Origin of the sequence: Morganella sp. Je.2.23, from assembly GCF_051129855.1 — a bacterium.
GTDB classification, from domain to species: Bacteria; Pseudomonadota; Gammaproteobacteria; order Enterobacterales; family Enterobacteriaceae; genus Morganella; species Morganella sibonii.
Map to the genome: position 1 here is coordinate 11,769 of NZ_JBCPSQ010000001.1, position 18,501 is coordinate 30,269.

16 protein-coding genes are annotated in these 18,501 nt (G+C 51.8%); 1 reads left to right on the plus strand and 15 read right to left on the minus strand.

The window, feature by feature from the left end:
• Nucleotides 1-18: 18 nt before the first annotated feature.
• The 15 genes from icmH to AAZR23_RS00120 all read right to left on the minus strand — a co-directional run bounded on the left by icmH (nucleotide 19) and on the right by AAZR23_RS00120 (nucleotide 17,295).
• Nucleotides 19-1,617, minus strand: a complete 1,599-nt coding sequence (icmH, locus tag AAZR23_RS00050) for a type IVB secretion system protein IcmH/DotU (RefSeq protein ID WP_434689759.1) — start codon at nucleotides 1,615-1,617, stop codon at nucleotides 19-21.
• Nucleotides 1,614-2,969 (minus strand): type VI secretion system baseplate subunit TssK, encoded by a 1,356-nt coding sequence (gene tssK / locus AAZR23_RS00055; RefSeq protein ID WP_107680407.1) that lies wholly within the window; start codon nucleotides 2,967-2,969, stop codon nucleotides 1,614-1,616. Before tssK ends, icmH begins: the two co-directional genes overlap by 4 nt.
• Before the next feature lie 34 nt (nucleotides 2,970-3,003).
• Nucleotides 3,004-3,513, minus strand: coding sequence for a type VI secretion system lipoprotein TssJ (gene tssJ, locus AAZR23_RS00060; protein ID WP_264998245.1), 510 nt, complete (start codon nucleotides 3,511-3,513; stop codon nucleotides 3,004-3,006).
• Nucleotides 3,506-3,868: a PAAR-like domain-containing protein gene (locus AAZR23_RS00065; RefSeq protein WP_046893634.1), complete on the minus strand. Its 363-nt coding sequence runs from the start codon at nucleotides 3,866-3,868 to the stop codon at nucleotides 3,506-3,508. Before AAZR23_RS00065 ends, tssJ begins: the two co-directional genes overlap by 8 nt.
• A 4-nt stretch (nucleotides 3,869-3,872) precedes the next feature.
• Complete coding sequence (locus AAZR23_RS00070) at nucleotides 3,873-4,466, minus strand: DUF3540 domain-containing protein (RefSeq protein ID WP_218427639.1); 594 nt, start codon at nucleotides 4,464-4,466, stop codon at nucleotides 3,873-3,875.
• Entirely contained in the window at nucleotides 4,459-5,562 is a 1,104-nt protein-coding gene (locus tag AAZR23_RS00075; RefSeq protein WP_434689764.1) for a pentapeptide repeat-containing protein, read from the minus strand. The genes AAZR23_RS00070 and AAZR23_RS00075 overlap by 8 nt, the downstream gene beginning before the upstream one ends.
• A 12-nt stretch (nucleotides 5,563-5,574) precedes the next feature.
• A complete protein-coding gene (locus AAZR23_RS00080) occupies nucleotides 5,575-7,779 on the minus strand; it encodes a DUF2169 family type VI secretion system accessory protein (protein WP_434689767.1) in 2,205 nt (734 codons plus the stop codon).
• An 8-nt stretch (nucleotides 7,780-7,787) separates the two neighbouring features.
• Nucleotides 7,788-10,133: a type VI secretion system tip protein VgrG gene (gene vgrG, locus AAZR23_RS00085; protein ID WP_166707195.1), complete on the minus strand. Its 2,346-nt coding sequence runs from the start codon at nucleotides 10,131-10,133 to the stop codon at nucleotides 7,788-7,790.
• A 37-nt stretch (nucleotides 10,134-10,170) separates the two neighbouring features.
• Entirely contained in the window at nucleotides 10,171-11,145 is a 975-nt protein-coding gene (tssG, locus tag AAZR23_RS00090; RefSeq protein ID WP_052926273.1) for a type VI secretion system baseplate subunit TssG, read from the minus strand.
• The gene (gene tssF, locus AAZR23_RS00095) at nucleotides 11,135-12,982 is read right to left on the minus strand and encodes a type VI secretion system baseplate subunit TssF (protein ID WP_434689772.1); all 1,848 of its coding nucleotides are present in this window, start codon (nucleotides 12,980-12,982) and stop codon (nucleotides 11,135-11,137) included. The genes tssG and tssF overlap by 11 nt, the downstream gene beginning before the upstream one ends.
• Before the next feature lie 34 nt (nucleotides 12,983-13,016).
• Nucleotides 13,017-13,460 carry a type VI secretion system baseplate subunit TssE gene (locus tag AAZR23_RS00100; protein ID WP_046893640.1) on the minus strand — a complete coding sequence of 148 codons (444 nt, stop codon included), beginning with the start codon at nucleotides 13,458-13,460 and terminating at the stop codon, nucleotides 13,017-13,019.
• A gap of 101 nt (nucleotides 13,461-13,561) precedes the next feature.
• The gene (locus tag AAZR23_RS00105) at nucleotides 13,562-14,080 is read right to left on the minus strand and encodes an Hcp family type VI secretion system effector (protein WP_046893641.1); all 519 of its coding nucleotides are present in this window, start codon (nucleotides 14,078-14,080) and stop codon (nucleotides 13,562-13,564) included.
• Nucleotides 14,081-14,212: 132 nt separating this feature from the next.
• Nucleotides 14,213-15,727, minus strand: a complete 1,515-nt coding sequence (tssC, locus tag AAZR23_RS00110) for a type VI secretion system contractile sheath large subunit (protein ID WP_046893642.1) — start codon at nucleotides 15,725-15,727, stop codon at nucleotides 14,213-14,215.
• Nucleotides 15,724-16,281, minus strand: a complete 558-nt coding sequence (gene tssB / locus AAZR23_RS00115) for a type VI secretion system contractile sheath small subunit (RefSeq protein WP_107680398.1) — start codon at nucleotides 16,279-16,281, stop codon at nucleotides 15,724-15,726. The genes tssC and tssB overlap by 4 nt, the downstream gene beginning before the upstream one ends.
• A 30-nt stretch (nucleotides 16,282-16,311) precedes the next feature.
• On the minus strand, nucleotides 16,312-17,295 hold the full coding sequence (locus AAZR23_RS00120) for an ImpA family type VI secretion system protein (protein WP_434689777.1): 984 nt from the start codon (nucleotides 17,293-17,295) through the stop codon (nucleotides 16,312-16,314).
• Nucleotides 17,296-17,724: 429 nt separating this feature from the next.
• On the opposite strand from AAZR23_RS00120, the gene AAZR23_RS00125 reads away from it, so the two are divergent.
• Nucleotides 17,725-18,435 (plus strand): DNA -binding domain-containing protein, encoded by a 711-nt coding sequence (locus AAZR23_RS00125; protein ID WP_166707198.1) that lies wholly within the window; start codon nucleotides 17,725-17,727, stop codon nucleotides 18,433-18,435.
• Nucleotides 18,436-18,501 lie beyond the last annotated feature (66 nt).

Below are 18,501 nucleotides of genomic sequence, written 5' to 3' on the forward strand. Positions count from 1 at the left end.
ATACGTCCTTGTATACCGTTACTTCATCCAGGCCGGGAGCACAGGCGGTTCCGCTGAAGTGTTGTTATCATAATTACCTGCTGACGGTGCAGGGGTGTTGTTCAGCACCGCCGGAACATCACCGTCCTGATAGCCCTGCATGGCCTGTTCCGCATCGCGTTTGCCGATTTTCCATAAGATATCAACGCGGCGGTTACGTTTGCGGCCTTCATCTGTGGTGTTATCGGCGATTGGATCGCTTTCACCCCGGCCTGTCGCGGTAATTTCGCGGTTATGGGTCTGATTAATCATGGTATTGGTCCGCAGAATATCGGCGACAACCACGGCACGGGCTTCCGACAGTTTCAGGTTGTTATTGGCGGAGGTTTTGCGGAACGGGGTGGCATCGGTATGACCGATGACTTCCAGGTCCCCCGGCCACGGCGTGAGGGCGGCACCCAGACGTTCGATGTTGCGTTTGCTGAGGAAATCTTCCGTCAGTTCAGATTTACCGGTCAGGAAAGCACCGTCAGAAGTGAAGATCAGCAGCCAGCCGCGCGGGTCTTTACGGACTTCCAGCCAGCCCTCGCTTAATATTTGTGTCAGCGGGTTCGGCAGGGTTTCCATGATATTAATTTTGCGCGGCTCCGGCGGAACCCACGCCAGAATATCATTACGGATCTGGCGTGCCTGCTCATGAAGATACCAGGCGGAAATACCGTAGGCGATAACGGCCAGGATAAGCCCGGTGATAAGGATACGTAATGCGGTGATAAACCGGCGTTTCGGCGGCTTAACTTTCTCCGCCCGGACATCGGATAAGAACAGGGTGGTATTCTGTGAATAGAGCAGGCCGCTGAGGTGATTGCGCAGATCCATCAGTAATACCGCTCCGCGTTCCAGCATCCGGTATTTTCCCTCAAATCCCATGGACAGGATCAGATAATAGAACTCAAGCACATCACGGTTGTCCTGCGGATTGCTGATGTATTCTTTCAGATGCTCAAAGCAGTTCTCACCGCCCCAGGCATCTTTATGAAATTCCACCAGCAGGCTCAGCCCCGTCATTTCCTCTTTCACCATGTCGGTAAAAAGACCGTCCGCATAGGTGCAGATAAGATAAGAGAGGTGATCGATCTCCTCCGGCGGAAAACCCTGTTTACGCAGATCTTTGCGGAAAAACTCCAGTTTTCTGACAATTTGCAGGCGGGCACAGACAAAATCGGTCTCTGGTTCATTACGGAACCACTCAATCTGCAACAGCAGCGGCATCGCGGCGGAAACATACGGGTTATGCCAGAGACCGAACAGTGACGTGTTTTGTCCGGTCGTGCGGGAACTCTGCTGATGCTCCCGCTGCTGTGAGGGGCGCATCGGCGGAAGCGGGTTATGTTTTCCCTGCGTCCGGTTCACGGATGATACCGGCGGATCTTCATTAGCCGCCGTGAATTCCGGCTGGTCGTCATCCTGAGGCTGCGCGTTGCCCATCCCCCGCATCCCGGCCGGAATGATGCCGCCGATGGAGGCGGCAGTGCTTTTGGCCTGCCATATCGGGTTAGTTAATGAGTGCTCGGCCTGTTTCACTCCTGTACGGGCCGCTGATATGGCACTCCTGATCTGGCGTTCGAATTCATTCATCCTACTCTCCCCTGGCGCAAGCCCCATGCCTCAAAACGTAATCCCGGGAAATCACCGACAATACTCAGTGCCGCGGCACTGCCGGCCAGCATATCTCTGTACATCGGATCCGCATTATCCACCTCAAAGTAAACACTGTTCGGGTAATACGGGATGTGGCGCGGCGGTGATGACATCGGAGTGATGCGTACGCCCGGCAATTGCAAATCGATGAGCTGGACAATTTTTTCCACCGGCGCCAGTTTTGTCTGGGCAGGGAAATGACTTCTCATGGTATCGCCCGGCAACTCCGCACTGACGATAAAGATCAGTTTTTCCAGACGTAACTGCGGATCATTCTGGTACAGATAGATATTGTCGCCGCGCTCGATAAACGGCAGGGCGATGGCCGGTGCTTCAATCACCAGTGACAGGGCACGGCGCAGTGCGGCAAACAGCCTGAAATAGGCATCCTGCGGCTCATTGTGTGAATAATGGAAATCCTGGTGCAGCGACGTATTCTCTTTGCCCGGAATGATGCTCAGGCGGCCGAGCAGACCCAGCAGCGTGAAAAACATCCGTTCAGGATGAACCTGAGGCAGTGACAGCAGATGAGCAAGACGCAGATGGTATTCACTCAGTGTCTGTAACAGCAAAAGTTCCAGTAGTTCAGTCAGCCCGCCGGTGGTCAGCGGCACATCCGGACGGTAAACACTCTCCAGCCGCTGTACCATCAGACCGAGCAGTTCGGTAACGGCACTTTTCAGCCAGCCGCAGGCGCGGAAATCCAGCATCGGCGGCAGGAATTTATCATCCAGTATCAGGCGGCCGTCGCGGGTTTTTTCGGTGATCCGGGCTACAGGCAGCAGGGATTCCGCATCGCTGATTGCACTCCGGATATTCAGCCGTGTACAGAGATCCCCGAGCTGGAGTGTGGCCATCTGCGGTGTGCCCTCTGAGGCCAGACCGGCGTTGCGGTCGCGGACATCGGCGTTAATCACACTGAAGCGGCTCTGTCCTTTGCTTTGTGACAGATCGATAAAGGTATTTCCCGGCATATCCATCAGGACAGAGAGACAAATAATGTGTCCCTGACAGTCCGGTCCCGGATCAAACGGCACCGGCAGCGGGTTGTCACTGCCGAGATCAAACGGGGTGCCGTCAGGAAAAACGCCGCGGGCACGGGTCAGGGCGATTTTTCCCTGATCGAGTAATCCGGTGTCGAGATGTATCTGACGGAAACCCCAGGCCAGAGCATCTGTGCTGCGGATACGCATATCCGTGTAATGTTCGAAATACCGCTCCTGCTGCTGAAAATGCTGAGGTTCCATCAGCATTCCTTCAACCCAGGCAACACGCTGTTTTAACAACATAATTATGTCCTCAGTTCCGTCCTCAAGCGTGGTGTCAGGGCTTATCTGAAACAGGTACTTTCATCTGTGTCAGACTGCGCTCCCTGACCACGACAACAACATTTGAATTTTTATTAACTTCCGTATTGATCAGAACAGTATTTTTATTTTTTCCGGGGATGTGAAACTCCGCGGCCACAAGCAGCCAGCGTGTTGCTTCCCGCGGGATCGCAAAGGAATACCGGCGGGATTCACCGGGGGTTAAAATATGCTGCATCTGACGGATCATGACCGGGTCCGGTGCAGCTTCATCACAGGGGGCATTCCGGTAGAGACCGGGCGGCTGCCAGTCATCCCTGCTGATTTCAAAGACACAAATCCGGACAGGCAGTGTGTTACCTGCTCTGTCGGTGTTAACCCGGGCCGCCGCATCAATCCGCAGACTGACGGTTCTGTCCGCGGGCAGCGGTTCCGGTGTGTCCGGCCAAATCAGACTGCAACTGCTGATAAGTGCAATACCCGGCACTGTCAGCAGGCAGCGCAGCCATCTGCGGTAATCAGGCATTGATAAAATACTTCGTCTGGCTCGGCGCAATCTGGGTGCCGGGCGCGTTGCAGTTATTCGTCATACTCGTATCGCCCAGCCGGGTCGCCGGGCAGCCCTGAATAAAATATTTGCCTGAGCCCTGAACGGGCATCATCTGCGCTGAGTTTGCTCCGGTGGCACCGATAACAATGCCGGTGGAAATGGTTGATGCCCGTATCGACATCAGATTCTGCTCGTTACCGCCGCAGCAGAAATAATTGAAGACATTGGGTATGCCTGTGGCGTTCGGGGCGATATTGGGTCCCGGGATCGGGATCATCGGCTCGCATCCGGAGAAACTGATACCGCCTGCCCGTGTGTTTGCTGCTGTCATGTGGTCACCCCATATGTACCTGGCCGCCATCAATACGAAGGACGGCACGTGATGTGATAGCGCCGATTTCATTGTCCAGAACCATGCTTTTTTCGGCATGCTGGGCAATGTGACCGGCTTCGGTGGCATCAAGGTTTTCAACCTTTTTGTGGGCATTTTCCGCACTGATAAACAGAGAACCGGCAATCTGCCGCAGTGTTTGTGCGACCCACTTTGAGGTGTGTGATACCAGGGAAAAGCGGGACGTTTTCATTGTGATGCTCTCTGATGCTTCCAGCGCCAGAGACGGTGCACGGATATGCAGAGGTGTGTCCTGCGTGCCGAGTATCAGTGGTGCAGTGGCGGCATGCCGCTCCAGAACTGACAGCACATAGGCGCAGTCTCCCTGTACCATGGCGCAGACCAGATCGCCTTTCTCCGGGGCAATCAGGCACCCGGCCGCGGTAGTCACGGCGGAATACGGATGTGACTGCAGCAGCAGCTCTCCGTTTTCGCCGGCAATAAGCCGTGTGGCGGCGATAACCGGAGTTTCCGGGGCGGAAAAAAGCGGTCTGCCGGATAAGACCGGTGTATCAGTATGATGTATTGTGTCAAACATAACGGCTGGCTCCTGGGGTTAAACGGGGGGATCCGGTGTCATCTTTCAGGCCGGGCTGATGCCGGGCGTACCATAAATCAATGGATGTCAGCAGCGGTTCATCTGCTTTCTGCCCGCGGTCAGTCAGACCGGTTTCCGCACCGTGCAGGCGTACTTTCTGCACGGCCGCGCTGTGCAGCGGAGTTTGTTTCAGCTGACAGAAACGCATATCGGTGCGGGTTAATTTCGTATCATCCAGAATGCAGTGAGTGAGCACGGCCCGTACCAGAACGGCTGAAATCAGTTGTGCGCCGCTCAGGTCACACTGATGCAGTTCAGTATCAGTAAACTGGGCACAGGTCAGCTGCGTGCCGGTCAGTGTGCAGTCGTGCAGTGATCCTTCATTAAACTGTGCATAGTGCAGATTACTGCCGTCGAGGCGGCACTGTTCCAGCCGGGATTTGGCAAACCCGGCGGAGGTGAGATTCAGTTTCCGCAGGTCAGTCCGTGTCAGCCGGCAGTTCTGCCAGACCAGGATGTCGCATTCATTGCCGGTAAACTGACAATCGGTCAGTTTGCTGTTACCGGCAACCAGGCGGGTAATCTGCGCACCGGTACAGCGGAATTGTGTCAGGGTGCAGCCGAACCAGTTGCTGTCCTGCACGAGGCCGCCTTCGGTATGCCAGTTACTGATCTCACAGTCATTCGCCGACCAGTAACTCAGGGAAACCTCTTTCCAGACACTCTCACTGACCTTACCGCCGGAAATCATGCAGCGTTCCGCGAGGCATTTTCCGGCATTCAGTGACTGTATGGTGGTCTGCTGCAAAGAGACACTGAGCAGGCCGCACTCTGTCAGTGTGATAGTGTCTATCTCACACTCAATAAAAGTGCAGGAATTTAACAGGCTCTTACTCAGTGACACGGCAGCGAATTTACAGCGCAGAAAACAGAGCTGATGCGCCTGAACATTCTCCGTGCTGAGATGATCAAAGCGGCAGTCTGTAAAATGCAGATGTGTCATGGTGTCATCTTTCAGCTGTAACTGACTGAAATGCTTATCGCGGATCAGTTTCACAGCCTGCAAATCCATAATCTGTTTTGCGGTTTCGTTCATTCAGATCTCCTGTCAGGCGGTGAGCCGGAAGCGGCGCGGTAACAGATGCGCGCCGTCCATCAGGCATAAATCAAAGTGAGTGCCGGAATTACCGTTCATCATGGCCAGGTTTGCCCCGGCGAAATTACACTGCCGGAAAGTACTGTCACGGAGATCGGCGTTATAGAGCATGGCCTGCTGAAGACTGCTTTTGGTCAGTGAGGCATGGATCATTACTGCATCTTTCAGGCGTATTCCGGCCATGTCGCAGTGACTGAAAACCGCGCCGGTCAGGTTGCTGTCGTCGGCGCAGGTTTCGATCAGCTCACATCCGGAAAAGCGGCAGTGATTTAATCCGGCACTGTTGAAACCGGTTTTGTTCAGATGACAGCCGGTAAAGCTGCTGCCGGAAAAATCGGTGTACTGACCGGATGTCACACTCTCCAGTGTGGTGTCAGTAAATGTACATGTTTTCCAGTTTCCGCCGATCAGTGAGCTTTTTGTCAGACTGCACCCGGTAAACTGTACGCCGTCAGCCTCTGTTTTATCGGCGATCCAGGATGTCAGCGTGCTCTGCCGGAAACAGGAATGTGTCAGTCCGGACCGGGACAGCATCACGCCGCTGATATCACACTCTGTGAATCCGCTGCGGATGATCTGTGTGTCATTGATCAGACATTTCGCCCAGGTGCAGCGGGTGAATACCCCTTTTTCCAGCAGGCAGTCATCCAGTGTGAGGTTTTCCCAGCGTGTGCCGGTAAATGTACTCCCGCTCAGATTACTGAGCTGAAAGCGGCCGCCGGTCAGTTGTGAATCTGTTATCACCGCCCCGGTAAACAGACATGATGTAAACCGGCAGTGTTCAAAGTGGCATTGCGCCAGCTGTGATTCACTGAAATCACACTGATTAAAATGGCAGTGTTTAAAGGTTTTTCCCTGTAATGTTGTGTTGGCAAACGAGAGTGAGATAAAGTCCCGGTGTTCGGTTAACGCCCCGCAATCCGGTGCAGGCTGTACTGTTTTCCGGCGCAGCGTATCACTGACCGGCACGGCAGCGTTCTGCTCCGGCGGCGGGGCGAAGTATTGTTGCTGATTCTCTTCATGCAGTGCGATTGCTTTTTCCACGTCCCGGTAAAACGTATCGGTATCCTGCTTTGTCAGCGGGCGGGCATTGTAGCGCAGAGAATCCGGGTGTTCCGCCATATCGCGGATCACATTGAAATGACTGTTTTCCGGCATCAGTTCCCGGTCGCGGAGAAATTCAAAATTGGCGGTATCGGTCCGGCTGCGGCGCTGATACACATCCTGATAATGCGTCAGCGGTCGTTCCGCCCCATCGGTGTCCAGCGCGGCCAGCAGTGTGACAGCCGGGGTGGCAAACAGGTGGGGCAGCGGAATACTGCCGGTGAAAATCGTCAGACAAAGGTCATCATCCGGCAGCAGCCACAGGGTCTTTTTCTCCAGGATTATCTCTTCTGCGGTTGCCGCATCTTTACCGATCGCAAATGCTCTGGCACGGACAGCAGGGAATGTACCGGAAATCACCGCGTTATCCGGCCTGAAGCCGTGCAGTTCAAACGGTACATGGCGCGGCCACTGAGAGGCGGAAAGCTGCTGCTGCGGCGGTGCCATCTGAAAATAACGATAGTCAATGGCCGGCGGCAGCCCGGGAAACCAGCTTTCCATATACTGTTTGTCGGTCATCACGTGAGCGACGGCATCAATGTGTCTGCGGCGGACATGAAAATCCGGCGGCACCGGTGAAGGTGCGGCCAGGTTGATATAAGGGTCTGCGGCTCCGTCGGCGCGGGCCTCTCTCAGCACCGGGCGTGTACCGCTGCGGGCGTTTTTGCCCAGCGGGTTTTCTTTGCAGTCGCTGCCGCCCGGCGCTTCGGTGTGATCCATCGCAACCCGGGTAAACGGCTCCCCCTCAAGACGCCAGGCCCGGCTGAGTGAGCCGACCCGGACGGCAACATCCAGTGCCGTGAGTGTCTGCCCGGTTCCGGCATGACCGGCAAGGATATATTCGGCATGCGGTTTCGGCTCAGCGGTGTCCAACATCCGAAAGGAAAGGGGGGCAGACTTCCATGCCTGCCAAATCTGTGCTTCAGTGACAAAGTGATCAGGGGCGGATAAATAACTGCCCGCGATCACACTGATACCGGACCGGCATTCCCTGCCAATCTGGTAGCTGTTTCTGAGTACAGCAAGTTGCTGAGGACGAATAATACGCATCATGCTTCCTTTTAATTTTTGCTCTGCATACCGACCGTTTTCAGGTCAATCCCGGTATCGGAGTAACTGGCGCCGGTATAGCTGAAAGAAAATCCGGTGACGGACATACTGGAGCCTTTTGCTGAAATATCACTGCCGGTGGTACTGACGGAGCTGCCGGTGGCAGAGACATCACTGCCTTTCACTCCGACACTGCTTCCTGTCGCGGATACGGAAGAGCCGACTGCAGTTACACTGCTTCCGGTGACACTGGTGCTGCTGCCGGTGGTGCTGACACTGACACCGGTGACACTGGTACTGCTGCCGGTGGTACTGACACTGACACCGGTGCTTGAGGTGCTGCTGCCGGTGGTACTGACACTGGTGCCGGTATGGGAAAGGCTTGAGCCGGTGGCACTGTAGCTTTGACCGGTTTTGGAGGCGGAACAGCCGGTCATACTGGTGCTGAAGCCGGTGAGGCTGTGTGAGCTGCCGGTCATGGAACTGCTGGTACCGGTAAACGAGGTACTGCTTCCGGTCCGGGAATTACTGACGCCGGTTGAGGAGTCACTGCTGCCGGTGAATGATGTGGATTGCCCGGTAAACGACGTGCTGATTCCGGTAAAGGAAGTACTCACTCCGGTAAAGGAGGTGCTGACACCGGTGAGTCCGATGCTGGCGCCGGTCATACTGATACTCAGACCGGTCAGGCTGATATTGGTACCGGTGGCACTGAAATTAAATCCGGTAAATGAGAAATTAACGTCCTTATAGGAGACATGATTTTTAAACCAGTCTGTCGCCGTGCGTTTTACCACTTCATAGCGATCCTGGCCGGTGGTGGCAGCAGAGTTACGCTCAACGGTGTGCTGCATATCACGCTCGGCATGGATCATCACCCGCTCATTGTAGCGTTTGTCATCAAAGGTGATCTGGCTGGCGTGTTGCGGCATACCGTGGCGCAGCGAACGGGAGACCAGGCCGGAATAGTTGATATGCTCCGGTAACTGATACGGCGGCGGGTTTTCGCCGTTATAGACAATCCCGGTCACCATCGGTCTGTCCAGATCGCCGTCAATATAGGTTACCAGCACTTCCTGGCCGACACGGGGCATCGCCAGGACACCCCAGCCTTTACCGGCCCAGGCCTGGATCACCCGGATCCAGCAGGAGCTGTCCTCTTCCGTGGTTTTGTAACGATCCCAGTGGAAATGCACGCGGATACGGGCATATTTATCGGTATGAACCTCGGAGTCCGGTGCACCGACCACTGTCGCGCTCTGAATCCCCGGAATTTGCGGGCGGGGTGTCCGGCAGAGCGGACGGTAAACCTCATCGTCGTTCAGTGCGCGGAAACGACAGGAAACCCGCCGTCCGGTGCTGCTGCTGTCCGGGCCGTCCTGGATAAACGTATAATCACAGCCGAGCACTTTAAATCCACGGTTGCGGGTTGAATCCGGGTGCTGATTCAGTTCAAAAGTATGTCCCGGTTTCAGCCCGGTGGCATTGCTTTCGCCCTGCAGGATCTGGTTTTCACAGCGGAATGCCTCCAGGCGTTTGCGGGCAATCACTTCGCCCTGCTGCACGTCATCGTAACCGGCGGCATAGTCATACCATTCCAGCGGAATACCCTGTAAATGAGGACGTTTCTCTTCCGCCTGAGTCTGGAGGGAGTGGCGCGGCTTAAGGAAGTCGAAATCACGCAATACCACCTCACTGGCGTGGATACGGCGGTTGCGGCGGATGCGCTGGATACCTTCACGGATAGCGCGGTGCTCTTCACTGTCCGGCAGGAAGCTCAGAGAATCATAGCCGTCACTCAGCGGTTTGAACTGCTGGTGGTCGGTGATCACCATGACATCCCGGTTATCACTGTGGTCGATGTAATACCAAAGCCCGGCATCTTCCATCAGGCGGCTGACAAAACTGAAATCGCTTTCACCGAACTGGACGCAATACTCTTTATCCGGATAGGTTCCCTCCGTTTCAATGCGGTAATCCGCCACACTGTAACGGGTAAATATCTCCTCGATAATAGTGAGTACGTTGCGGTGCTGGAAGATACGGCAGTTGCGGTTCTGCATCAGAAACCATAACCAGCTGCGCAGTTCCAGCTGATAAACATACTGATCCTGATGCTGCCCCTCATCACCCCCCGCGACCACGCGGGCAGTGAAGGTGCGGCGGCTCTGATCCGGCTGTTCAACAGAGATAAGGGTTTTTTCACCGAGCAGTTCCCCGATATCCAGATCAGGATCCGGGACCTGAAACGTCAGGCGGTAAACCGGATCCTGCGAAAGATGTTCCTGCGCGGTAAAGCTGAGCGGGAAAGCATCGATCCCGTTGAGCTTTTCATTATCAATTTCAATCAGGGGCATAACACTCATCCTTTCATTGCATATCGGGTTAATTGCATCAGGCTGCGGTTGTATACAGGGACTGAATCCGGATTGTGCCGTCCGGTTTCAGCCAGCCGCTGCGGCCCAGTTTTCCGCTGCCGGTGTGACCGGCCATATCAGGGGATGTCCGGATCAGCAGTTTCACATCCAGTACACGGCGGTGTGCGACAAAATCGTTGCAGACCGCCACCAGCACTTTCAGTCGTTCACTGCCGCGCTGGAACAGGTGATATTGCTGACTGCCCACCGGGCCTATCTGTACAGACAGGCTGTGTTCGACATCAAAAAAACGTTTTCCGGCGCGCGTTTTGCCGAGGCGTCCCATCCGCTGGCTGGCGGCATTCTGCGGATCATCAATCCACATACCCTGCCGGGCCTGAACAGTGACGGGAACGGCAAAATAGTGTGTCAGCAGTGACTGTAAGTTTTTCAGGATACTGCGCCCGGGCAGATAGCAGCCGGGAAACGCCTGCCGGAGCCGGTGAACATGCTCACCGGCAGAGAGCTGCGGTGAAATGCCGGTCACCTGGTTCATCCGCTGCTGGAATGCATTTTTATTGTTTTTGTCATGTCCGGCCGCGACATGCAGCTGAGTCTGTGCCCGGTAGGAAAACAGCGCCAGACGCTGGCTGAGCAGCGATGAAAAGTCCTGAAAAGCATGGCTGCGGCGCGCCAGTAATTCGGTACGGGCATGCTCGGTAATGTGAATCGGCAGCGGACCGTAAGGGGCGAACATCCCGAAATGGCGGCACCAGACAGTAATTTCCGCGGCATTGGTGACCGGATTGGCAGACTGGCGGATATCGGCTACCTCACGCGGGGCAAATCCGGTATCGGCGGTCTGGATTATCCGCAGCCGGGCGGGGCTGCTTCCGCGCACCACACCGTTTGCCGCGAGATCCGGGCTGACCCGTTCAATGCGGCGCAATACTTCAGCGAAATCCTGTCTGGCACTGAGCCCGTTGATACGGAGCGGTGTTTTATCTGCCATCAATCGGCTCCCATTGTGCAAGTGGTTCACTATCAACATTCAGCTGCATCCTCAGCGTCTGTCCCAGTTCGCAATACTCCGCGAGAGCATGATGAAGAATGCGGGCAAACAGCCACGCACCGCGGTCACTGTGATGATTACCCCGCAAATCGATTGTGATTTCCGCGCCCCGGCTCCAGGCCAGCGGGCCGGGCAGCGGGTTACATTCAAAGCGGTGTGCAATAACGGCGTGCCGCAGACTGTCGATCCGGCGCTGCTGACGGCTGTCATCCGGCGGACAGAACAGGGAAAGCCATTCTCTGAGCAGCTGGCTGTTATCCGGAAAATCCGGCAGGGCGTAGCGCAGCGGGTTGACAGAGAGCAACTGGAGCACTTTCCACGCCTGTGTGCTGCACGGTACGCCCTGCGGGCGGGACGGTGTGCGCAGAATTTCAACCGGACCTACCGGCAGCGCGGTATCCGGACGAAAAACCGGCTGTTGCAGACGGGAAGGATCAAGATGACGATCACATACCAGTGCTTCAATGCTCAGGGAACGGACACTGTCCGGCGAAAAATTATCGGGACCGGCGGAGAGCGAGATAAACAGGCTGTCTTTCGGCATGGCCGGTGCACTGTCATATTTGTCTTCTGTCACCCGGCGGACACGGCGCAGGCTGTAACCGGCGGAAACCGGCGGCTCGTCAAAGCGGGCATAGCCGTGCAGCGGGGAGAAGGGCACATAGCCTTTATCCGCCAGCAGGCCGTCCACCTGTAACAGATGATGGATTTCATACAGACCGGGGTTGAGTTTATCGACAATAACCGGATATTCGGTATGCTCGCCGTTGACCAGCACCGGGCTGCACCGGCGGCGCGATAAATTAATCACCGGGGTGGAAAACAGACGGAAATCATCCTTGCTGACATTACCGGTTAACTTGACCGGCGTTTTATTCAGCACAAAAATCATATTGAATTCCGTGCATTTGTCGCCCGCCTGTAAAAACGGCATCAGGCCGTGCAGTTCAATACTGAAAAAGCGGGACGGGGCGGCAAAGTATTCCCGCAGCAGGCGGCTGCCCGGCAATTCCCCGCTGACCGCCGGTAACAGTGCATCTTCCGCCTGTAATCCGGCCTGGCGGATATTTCCCGGCTCCAGCAGATGCATCTGCGGTGCGTTATTATCCTGTCTGCACCACAGGATCACTCTCAGCGTATCACTCTGAATAGCGGTCAGCAGCTGGTTGGCATGCACGATATCGCCTGCAAATGTCAGTGTCATCGGCGAAAAATTCAGTTCAGATAATGACACAACCCCCTGTGTGTTCATGGTCAGGGAGATATGTGCTCTGCCATCCTGCATGCATTGCAGCACGGACTGCGGCAGTTGTGCTGACGGGGTGGTGGCACATTCGGCATGTGCAATCACCAGCGGCTGAATATTCAGATCACGGCCGGTGGTAAAGGTCGCATTTCGGTGGCCGGGAGCGGTATCGTGAAGCGTCAGTTTACTGCCCCGCGGCAGTGTGACATCCGAATGCCACTGCGGGGACGTCAGATCCGGTTCCACAGCGACAGTGGCGATGGAGGGCTGCGGGGTAAACCAGTAAGGCGCGAGGCGGTTTATCATCTGAATAGCCACTTCCGGCTGTTCATTATTGAGCCGCTCATGCACACGCGCGCTGAGAAAAGCCGTACCTTCCAGCAGGCGTTCAACGAAAGGATCGAGAACGCCGTCCGGCATCATGCCGAGATGCTGCGCCACCTGGGGATTGGCTTTGGCGAACAGCAGCCCTTCCTCCCGCAGGAAACGCAATTCCTCGTTGTACAATGTCAGAAAACGGTCACTCAGCATAAGGGTATCCTGTCGTTAAAGTCAGTGTGCCGGATCAGATGACGCGGACACTGCCGTATGAATAATCCAGGGCGATACGTAAATTCACGGTAAGATCTTCACCCGGCAAATTGGTTTTGGCATAAATGTCGAAAAGCAGTGCCAGGGTCCAGGTTTCATTCTTATTCACAAACGGTGTGACCCGGATTGAGCGCGGGTCCAGTCTCGGTTCAAATGTTGCAATGATTTGCTGTATCTTTTTTGCCAGCACAATCGGGTCTGTATTTACCGGGACTTTTGCACTGAGTGTCGGCAGCCCGTAATTAATCACTGAATTAATACAGTATGTTTTTTTATCTAATGCTAATGAGGCGCTGTGTGCGGCATCATTTAATAACAATTCAATATCGCGTAATAAAACATCACGCCACTGCGGTAAATGTATTCTTCGTCTGTTCAGACTTAATTTATCAAATAACATCGGAGCGGATGATTTCATGTTTTATTTTTCCGTAAAGGGAAAACCATACCGCAATACATTATTTATCCGTCTTACAGATAAATAATAATCGCGACATAGTTTTCCTGTATTACAGCCGGTTAAATACGGGCGTTTGCCTTCAGGTCATAACCTGCTTTAATAATGGCACCCATGGAACCATCATTTTTCTGCTCTTTATATTCCACTTCAATGCGGGCAAAGTTCAGACTGATAACATCTGTCGGCAGTACGGTATCTGTATCCACTTTAGTCTGCGGGTCAAGAGGCATATTACCGACCGTTTTAAAGGTTGAAACCAGACAATTACTGAAGGTAACAGTCATAAAATCCTGCTGACCGTTGCCGGATTTACGGCATACCAGTTTTGCCTGCGGAATATGTTCCCCGGTCGCACACATCAGAAACAGTTTTGGTGATGCTTTGTTACTGACCATGCGGAATTCAAAGTCTTTCATTTCCACTTTACCGGAACCGCCGCCACTGCCGAAACCCCAGCGGCCGGCGTTTTCTTCGGACCATTGCCAGGCCTGAAGCTGGATCCAGCCGCCATATTGCTGATCCGGAGATTCACCCTCAACACCTTCAATTTTTAAAAAATAATCGACTAATGCTGTCATTTAATTCACTCCTGAATTGATATTACGACAATTAAATATATTTCTGATATGAAATATAGATATCATTTTCTCGTCCCTGAGAATGTATCTCCTGATGGTAAAAATACGTATTCATGCTCAGCAATAAATCTTTTATTTATTATTTTCTTTACTGGAAGGTAATTTAGAAACCAGGCGCAATGACACGGTCATTCCTTCCAGCTGATAATGCGGGCGTAAATAAAAATGTGCTTTATAAAAACCCGGATCATCTTCAACATCTTCCACATGCACTTCGGCAGCGGCTAACGGACGTTTTGCTTTTGTGGCTTCCGTGGAAATAGTCGGATCGCCGTCAACATATTTCATCAGCCAGTCATTCAGCCAGACCTGCATATCATCCCGTGAGCGGAAAGAACCGATTTTGTCGCGCACAATACATTTGAGGTAATGTGCAAACCGGCAGGTGGCAAAAATATAAGGCAGACGGGCGGATAATTTCGCATTCGCAGTGGCATCCGGATCTTCATAAATCACCGGTTTGTGCAGTGTGCAGGAACCGATAAAGGCAGCAAAGTCAGAATGTTTGCGGTAAACCAGCGGTAAAAATCCGGCATTGGATAATTCATTTTCCCGGCGATCGGAAATGGCAATTTCCGTCGGACAGGTCAGTTCATAACCGCCTTCGTCTGACGGGAATGCATAAGCCGGTAATTCTTCCACCGAACCACCCGATTCAATCCCGCGGATACGTGAGCACCAGCCGTACTCCGCAAAGGCTCGGTTGATATTCACCCCCATGGCATAGGCCGCGTTGGTCCAGCTGAAGTCATTGACATCATACGGATTCACGACTTCCTCGAAGGCGAAATCTTCAATCGGATTGGTTTTCTCACCATATGGCAGGCGGGAGAGAAAACGCGGCATCGTCATCACCAGATAACGGGAGTCATTGCTGTCACGCAGACGCCGCCATGTCGCATATTCCGGTGTGGTAAAAATCTTGCCGATATCACGCGGGTTCCCCAGCTCCTGCCAGTTATTCATCTGCATGATGGATGGCGCGGCGGAGGTAATAAACGGGCAGTGCGCTGCGGCGGCAATTTTGGAAATTTCTGTCAGCAGGGAGACACTTTTGTTGCTGTGATCAAATTCAAAGTCGCCGATCATGCAGCCGAACGGCTCACCACCAAACTGGCCGTATTCCTGTTCATATACCGCTTTAAAGATCGGGCTCTGATCCCAGGCGGAACCCCGGTAGCGGCGGAGCGTTTTGGACAGCTCATCTTTGCTGATATTTAATACACGGATCTTCAGTGTTTCACTGACATCCGTATTATCAACAAGATAGCTGAGTCCGCGCCAGGAGGATTCCAGTTTCTGATACTCTTTGTTGTGAAGTATCCGGTTCATTTGCGCAGATAATTTATCATCAATCTCCGCGACCATGGATTCAATGGTCAGCACCACATCCCGGCTGACTTTTACTTTGCCGAAATTGGCGTATTCCGCCAGGGTGTTGATGGCACTGCGGACGGCGACAGACGCTTCTGTGGTGCTGGGTCTGAATGAACGCTGTAACAGAATATCTAATTCACTCTGTTCACCGGAGGCAGTCAGTACCGACTGTTCTGTTGCGCCCGTACTCCGTGCTAATTGCTCACTCATTCGTCATTCTCCCCGTTCACATCAGTAATATCGGCTTCGGCAGAAGCGACGGTGCCTTTCGCATCATTTGCCAGGCGGATTAAGAAGTCGGGCTGTTCCAGTAATTGCCGGATTACATCTTCGGCACTGGATTTTCCGTCCATATAGGTGATCAGATCCGTCAGATGTGCCCGTGCTTCCAGCAGTTTCTGCATCTGCGGGACCCGGGCAGCAATCGCACCCGGCTCGAAGTCTTCCATCGATTCAAATTCCAGCTCAATATCCATCAGCTCTTCAGGATTGTCGCCGAGCATATTTTCGACATAGAAGGCAAGGCGGGGACGAATTGCCCGCATCCTGGAGTCAAAATTATCCTGGTCAAAGGTGAGGAACTGACGTTCTTCCACCGATGGCAGCGGAGCGGCGCGATGTCCTGATAAATCAGTCATAACGCCGGTAACAAACGGAAGTTCAACTTTCTTTTGCGAACCGTAAATTTCGACGTCATACTCAATCTGCACACGCGGTGCATTATTTCTGCCGATAAATTTCTGAGAGCTGATATCTTTGGCCATCTCACAATCCTCATTGCAATAATGGAAATATTACTTTCCGGTAAATTGTTGTAATGTGCTGACTGACTCCGGAAGGAGTTTTTCAACGATTGAGGCGAAATCCATTCCAATCATTTGTTTGGATCGCTGGATAAATATCGGAACCGGGTGGCTGGGTTCATAACGCTGAAAATAATCAAGTATGCAGTCCAGCATAATTAAGACTTCCTGACGGGAACGTAATGTAATATCCGTAATTCTGACCGGCCCGCCTGGTGATGCGGTTACCGGGGTATCCGGATGATTGCCGTCAGGGAGTAACGCCTGCGGTTCTTCATGATTATCTGCATCAGAGAACGCGGTCAGATGATTAAGGGTACTGATACAGCGCGTCAGGAATTGTTTCAGTACGCTGCAATCGAGAATATAACCGTCAGTATATTGGTTGGCATACTCTTCAATTTTATCAAGCGACTGTATAACCGAGGAAAAATGCCCGGAAATATTACTGATATTAATCTCATCACTGTTTGTCAGAGATGTTAATAATGCACTCAGCGATGTGGCATAATTATCCCGTATTTCACCGCTGTCGATGGAGGCGATATCATTCAGGGTATAATGATGGTCAGTGGTGATTTTTGTCTGCTTCAGTTCTGAAATACATTGTGATGCAGATAACCATCCCAGCGCCGCAGCATGACCGCTGCGGATATTGCCATCCTCTGATTTCGGATATAATGATTCACTGTTATTTTCAACCAGTTCACTCAGATTTTTTATTCCGCTGAATAATGATGAAATTCCGTCAATATACAGATTTGCCCGTAATGACCACAGCAGGACACGCAGATCTTTATACTGATACAATAACTCACTGGTTTTTTCTGAAATAGTAATCCAGTTAATTTGCGGAAGTTCATCTTCTCCTGCCAACGGATTTGCTGACTCTTCAGACTGAGTAAGAATAGCTTCAATCTCACTGAAAAGCGGGTCGAATTCCACACCGTAAATATCGTGATCATTTATATTCATTATCACACCCCGAAGCTATTAACGCCCTGTTTTATTTTATCCTAATATCGGAGTCTGTTTTTGAAAAAGGGATAAATTTAAAATTATAATTATCACCTTGTATGATTTACGAGGACAAATCTTAATGTTATTGAGTTTTACAGAAGTGTGAAATACAAGGATTTGTCTTAAAATAAGGGAGTGTAAGTATAAATAAAAACATGGCAATATCATTGATAATCCATCTTTTTCATAAGTTTATTCAGTGTTGTGATGCTAATTGTCATTTCATGTTCTTATACTTCGGCATGATTTTAACATAAAAATAGAATATTGTTGTTTCTGGTTGATTGATATAGCTACATATATTAATTTTGTTTTTAACAATTTAGTTAAAAAAATACAATCATCTTTATATTCAGATAGTATCAGGTCAGCAGAGGTATTGTTATGAGTATCAAAGGAAGTATCGACATTGCATGGGAGTTTCTGCGCAGAATTCCTGAGTATACTGAAGACTGGGAATTACACTGTAATACATCCGGGATACATCACCACGACGGCCCTCAAAGACAAACCGCCGCAGATATGAATGCGGAAACAAAATGGGGTTTATTAAGGTATGTAGACCCTGAGTGTGCAGCAGATGATGTTTTCTGGGCAGAAGGGCTCAGCAGACGCTCATTCAGGGTATTGCTGAGTCATGAGGGTAATTTATCAATAGAAAATATCTTAAAAAAAGAGAATATCGATTACAGAACCATCATTTTAAATAATGGAATATACTGTATTAAGGTCTTCAATAATCATGGTTACTTCCAGTTTTTTGTTAATCCCGGAAGTGATACTGAGGATATATTCAATAGATATATATATATATCACTAGAGTTGAACAGTAAAAAAAAGAATGTAGACATTATCAATGAGGTGCTTGATAATAAATCTAAATGTTCATCGCTCTCTGAGGATAATAAGTTATTACTAAGAATTATGGATAGCCTGAACAAAGGTTATTCTCAGCGGGAAATTGCATCGCATTTGTTTGGCCAGGAAACGGTTGATAATGAATGGACACAGGACAGTTGGTTGCGTTCAAATATTCGTTATCGTATAAAGAAATTGAACGATATTATTCAGCAAGGCTATCTTGATTATATTTGATTTTTTCTTCCTGCATTATCTGTAAAGTGAATGATATATTATTTCTGAGGGTAATATATTTTTCAG